Origin of the sequence: Pseudoalteromonas sp. Z1A6 (assembly GCF_011378745.1) — a bacterium.
GTDB lineage: Bacteria > Pseudomonadota > Gammaproteobacteria > Enterobacterales > Alteromonadaceae > Pseudoalteromonas > Pseudoalteromonas arctica.
Genome location: NZ_WTKW01000366.1, coordinates 1 through 3,955 on the forward strand (window position 1 = coordinate 1; position 3,955 = coordinate 3,955).

4 protein-coding genes are annotated in these 3,955 nt (G+C 39.8%); 1 reads left to right on the forward strand and 3 read right to left on the reverse strand.

Features of this window, described 5'->3' with window-relative positions:
- The 3 genes from GQR46_RS17175 to GQR46_RS17185 form a co-directional block, all read right to left on the reverse strand.
- On the reverse strand, window positions 1-301 hold a 301-nt coding region (locus tag GQR46_RS17175), incomplete at its 3' end, for a P-loop NTPase fold protein (protein ID WP_240922919.1).
- A gap of 199 nt (window positions 302-500) precedes the next feature.
- Complete coding sequence (glmS, locus tag GQR46_RS17180) at window positions 501-2,321, reverse strand: glutamine--fructose-6-phosphate transaminase (isomerizing) (protein WP_165729546.1); 1,821 nt, start codon at window positions 2,319-2,321, stop codon at window positions 501-503.
- Window positions 2,322-2,367: 46 nt separating this feature from the next.
- Entirely contained in the window at window positions 2,368-3,132 is a 765-nt protein-coding gene (locus tag GQR46_RS17185; protein ID WP_165741695.1) for a DeoR family transcriptional regulator, read from the reverse strand.
- A gap of 159 nt (window positions 3,133-3,291) precedes the next feature.
- Here GQR46_RS17185 and GQR46_RS17190 point away from each other — a divergent pair, with 159 nt between their 5' ends.
- Window positions 3,292-3,819: a sugar O-acetyltransferase gene (locus GQR46_RS17190; protein ID WP_165741697.1), complete on the forward strand. Its 528-nt coding sequence runs from the start codon at window positions 3,292-3,294 to the stop codon at window positions 3,817-3,819.
- The last annotated feature ends 136 nt before the right edge of the window (window positions 3,820-3,955 follow it).

A 3,955-nucleotide genomic window follows, 5' to 3' on the forward strand; every position in this document is an offset into this window, starting at 1 on the left:
TTGCGTTGGCCTTTTTACTAAAAAAAGGTTTTAACTCTTTATCGATCGCAGAAATGAAACCAAGCAAAGGGTTATCTGTAAAATCCTTCTCCCAAGCATTAAAATAAACAACTTCGCAGCCTTGTGACTTTAAATCACTTCGCCAATTTGTAAGAAAATAGGTTTTACCAAATCCCCATTCAGCATCAATATTTAATACAAAAGGTTCCTCTTTCTTTACTGTAAATCGATTGAGTAAGTAAGAAGTTAGATATTTTGCATCTTCAACTCTATTTAACTTATCGTCATTCCATGGTTCCATTATTTATCTTCCCTGATTTTGTTTATAGCTATATTGCCATGAAGACATTGATTACGAAACATTGTATTCAAACGAAGTTATTTTCACTGTTATTTAATTTGAGTACTTTGCAGTAATAAAACACGGCTAAAATTATTCACAAAAAAAGGCGCATTGAGCGCCTTTTTATCTTTAACAGGTAATTACCAACCTATTGATTTTACTCAACCGTAACCGATTTAGCTAAGTTACGTGGTTGGTCAACGTCAGTGCCTTTAATTACCGCTACGTAGTACGACAGTAACTGTAATGGCAAGGTGTAAACAATTGGCGCAATAATATCGTCAGTGTGGTTTACATTGATTACACGCATTGTGTCGTCTGACTCAAAGTGTGAATCTTTATCTGCGAATACATAAATAATGCCGCCACGTGCGCGTACTTCTTCTACGTTTGATTTAAGCTTTTCTAATAACTCATTGTTTGGTGCTACAACAATAATTGGCATGTCGGCATCAATAAGTGCTAGTGGGCCATGTTTAAGCTCGCCTGCGGCATAAGCTTCTGCATGAATGTACGAAATCTCTTTAAGTTTAAGCGCGCCTTCCATTGCAATTGGGTATTGCGAACCACGACCTAAGAATAATGAATGGTGCTTATCAGCAAACTCTTCTGCAAGATCTGCAATACCATCAGCGAGTAATAATGTTTCTTCTAACTTAGCTGGAAGTACTTTTATAGCATTAACAATCGCACTTTGATCAAGGCCTTTTTCTTGCGCGATAGACGCAGTAAGCATTAACAAACCAACTAATTGTGTAGTAAACGCTTTAGTCGATGCCACGCCAATTTCAGCGCCCGCTTTAGTCATAAAGGCAAGGTCAGATTCGCGTACAAGCGATGAGCCAGGTACGTTACAAATGGTCATTGATGCCATGTAACCTTGCTCTTTAGCTAGGCGTAATGCCGCTAGTGTATCGGCTGTTTCACCCGATTGAGAAATAGTAACAAGTAGGCTGTTTTCATGTACAAACGATTGGCGGTATCTAAATTCAGAGGCTATTTCTACATTACAACTAACACCGGCAAACTGCTCAAGCCAGTAGCGTGCAACCATACCTGAATGGTAAGACGTGCCACAGGCAATAATTTGTACGTGTTTTACATCTTTAAATATTTGCTGAGCGCTGTCGCCAAAGGCATCAATTGCTACGCGGTCGTCGTTTAAACGCCCTTCAAGAGTATTACGTACAGCAAGTGGCTGCTCGTAAATTTCTTTTAACATGTAATGACGGTAATCGCCTTTACCTGATGCATCTTGCGTAATGTTTGATTCAATCACTTCACGCTCAACTGCGTTACCGTCTGCATCAAAAATTTCTACTGTGTCACGTGTAATACGTGCTACGTCGCCTTCTTCTAAAAAGATGAAGCTGCGAGTAACAGGTAATAATGCTAATTGATCAGACGCAATAAAGTTTTCGCCAAGGCCTAAACCTATAACAAGAGGGCTACCTGAGCGCGCTACAATAATTTCGTTGTCGTTATCTTTATCAAATACAACGGTACCAAATGCGCCTTCAAACTGTTTAACAGCTGCTTGTACTGATGCAAGTAACGTTGTGTGTTGCTTACGAAGTTGGTGAATTAAATGCACCATTACTTCTGTATCAGTGTCTGATAAAAATTCGTAACCATCAGCTTTTAATGCTGCACGAAGCGTAGCGTGGTTTTCAATAATACCGTTGTGCACAAGTGCTAGCTGGTTGTTTGATACATGTGGGTGAGCATTTGCTTCTGTAACGCTACCATGTGTTGCCCAGCGCGTATGTGCAATACCTGTATGACCGCTAACGCCTGCTTTTTCTAGAGCTGCTTCTACGTTAACTACTTTACCTACTGCTTTAACAGTATTAAGTGTGTTGCCATCAAGCAATGCTACGCCTGCTGAGTCATAACCACGGTATTCAAGACGTTTAAGGCCTTCAACTAAAATTTTGTTTACTGGACGTTCTGCAACTGCCCCAACTATTCCACACATAGTGTCTCCATTAATTTTTTAATTCTAGTAACTCACTTTGTAGTTACTATTCAATAATCTCTGCGCAAATTAGTTTTACACCACACGCCTCAATTGCTTTGCGTTTTTCGTCTGCTAAGCCATTGTCGGTTATTAATGTGGTTACTATTTTCCACGGTAATTCTAAATTTGGTATTTTTCGGCCAATCTTATCTGATTCAACCATTACAATTACTTCACGAGCGGCTTTTGCCATTACTTGGCTCAAACCAACTAACTCATTAAAAGTCGTTGTGCCGCGCTTTACGTCTATACCATCCGCACCAATAAATAGCTGATCAAAATCGTAAGAGCATAATACGTTTTCGGCAACTTGCCCCTGAAATGACTCAGAATGCGGATCCCATGTTCCACCGGTCATCAAAAGTGTTGGCTCGTTCTCAAGTGCTAATAAACGACTAGCGACTTTAATCGCATTGGTCATAACAACGAGCCCACGTTTATTGGCAAGTTCAGGGATCATCGCTGCTGTAGTGCGTCCGCTATCAATAATAATGCGATTATGATCGTTTATAAGTGAGGCCGCCGCTTTTGCTATTGCGACCTTGCGCTTTGAATCTACTTCATCGCTAACAATTTCTTTAGGTAGTGCTATAGCACCACCGTAGCGGCGAAGTAATAAGCCACTTTTTTCAAGCGAGGTTAAATCTTTTCGAATGGTTACTTCAGATGTTTGAAACTGTTCAGCTAGCTTTTCAACAACTACTTCACCTAGTTCATTAACCTGAACCAGTATATTGTGACGACGCTGTTGTGTGTTTCGTTTAGTCATAAAGCTCGTGAATTAAGTTTCGTTTCGAAAGTTATGCGATTTTAAACGAAACAACCTAAATGGCAAGTGAACGAGCAAAAAAAACACAGTTTTATTCTAATAATAATAAAACTAAAAATACGGTAAGCTATAACCAATTAAGTTATAAAGATAAATACAATGCAGTCATTTAACAGTATCAGTAAAGAATACTTAGCACAGCGAAAGCAAGCTGGTGAAACTTGCCGTTTATTCAATAAGAGCCCAAGCAAAGGGAACTTAAAACGTATCAAGGAGTTATTTTTAAAGTCGGGTGATGGTGTAATTATAGAATCAGGTTTTCATTGCGATTACGGCAATCAAATAGTTATTGGTGACCGTACTTTTATGAATATTAATTGCACACTTCTCGACTCGCCATTAGCCAATCACTCAATCACCATAGGTGATGACTGCTTAATTGGCCCGAACGTTCAGCTTTTAGCTGTGTCACATGCTACTAATCCAGCAGAAAGGCTTAATAAGGAAAACTTTGCAGCATCTATCGTGTTAGGCAATAACGTATGGGTTGGCGCAGGTGCAATTATTTTAGCGGGTGTAAGTATTGGTGAAAATAGTATTGTGGGTGCGGGTGCTGTGGTTACTAAAAATGTAATGCCTAATACTGTAGTAGTGGGTAACCCAGCTCGTGAAATAAGAACACTGTAGCTATTCTCGATGTGATTTTAGCGTCGGGAGTCGCAGCGCTCGCCCGCCCTACGTGATGTGTGTTGATGTGAGTGTGTGTTAATTGCGCGCATTTCACTTTTCTGCAGACGTAAAAAAGCCCGAATCGTTAGATTCG

Coding starts and splice junctions, on each gene's coding strand:
- glmS (WP_165729546.1), bottom strand. CDS start 2,321: ATGTGTGGAATAGTTGGGGCAGTTGCAGAACGTCCAGTAAACAAAATT.
- GQR46_RS17185 (WP_165741695.1), bottom strand. CDS start 3,132: ATGACTAAACGAAACACACAACAGCGTCGTCACAATATACTGGTTCAG.
- GQR46_RS17190 (WP_165741697.1), top strand. CDS start 3,292: ATGCAGTCATTTAACAGTATCAGTAAAGAATACTTAGCACAGCGAAAG.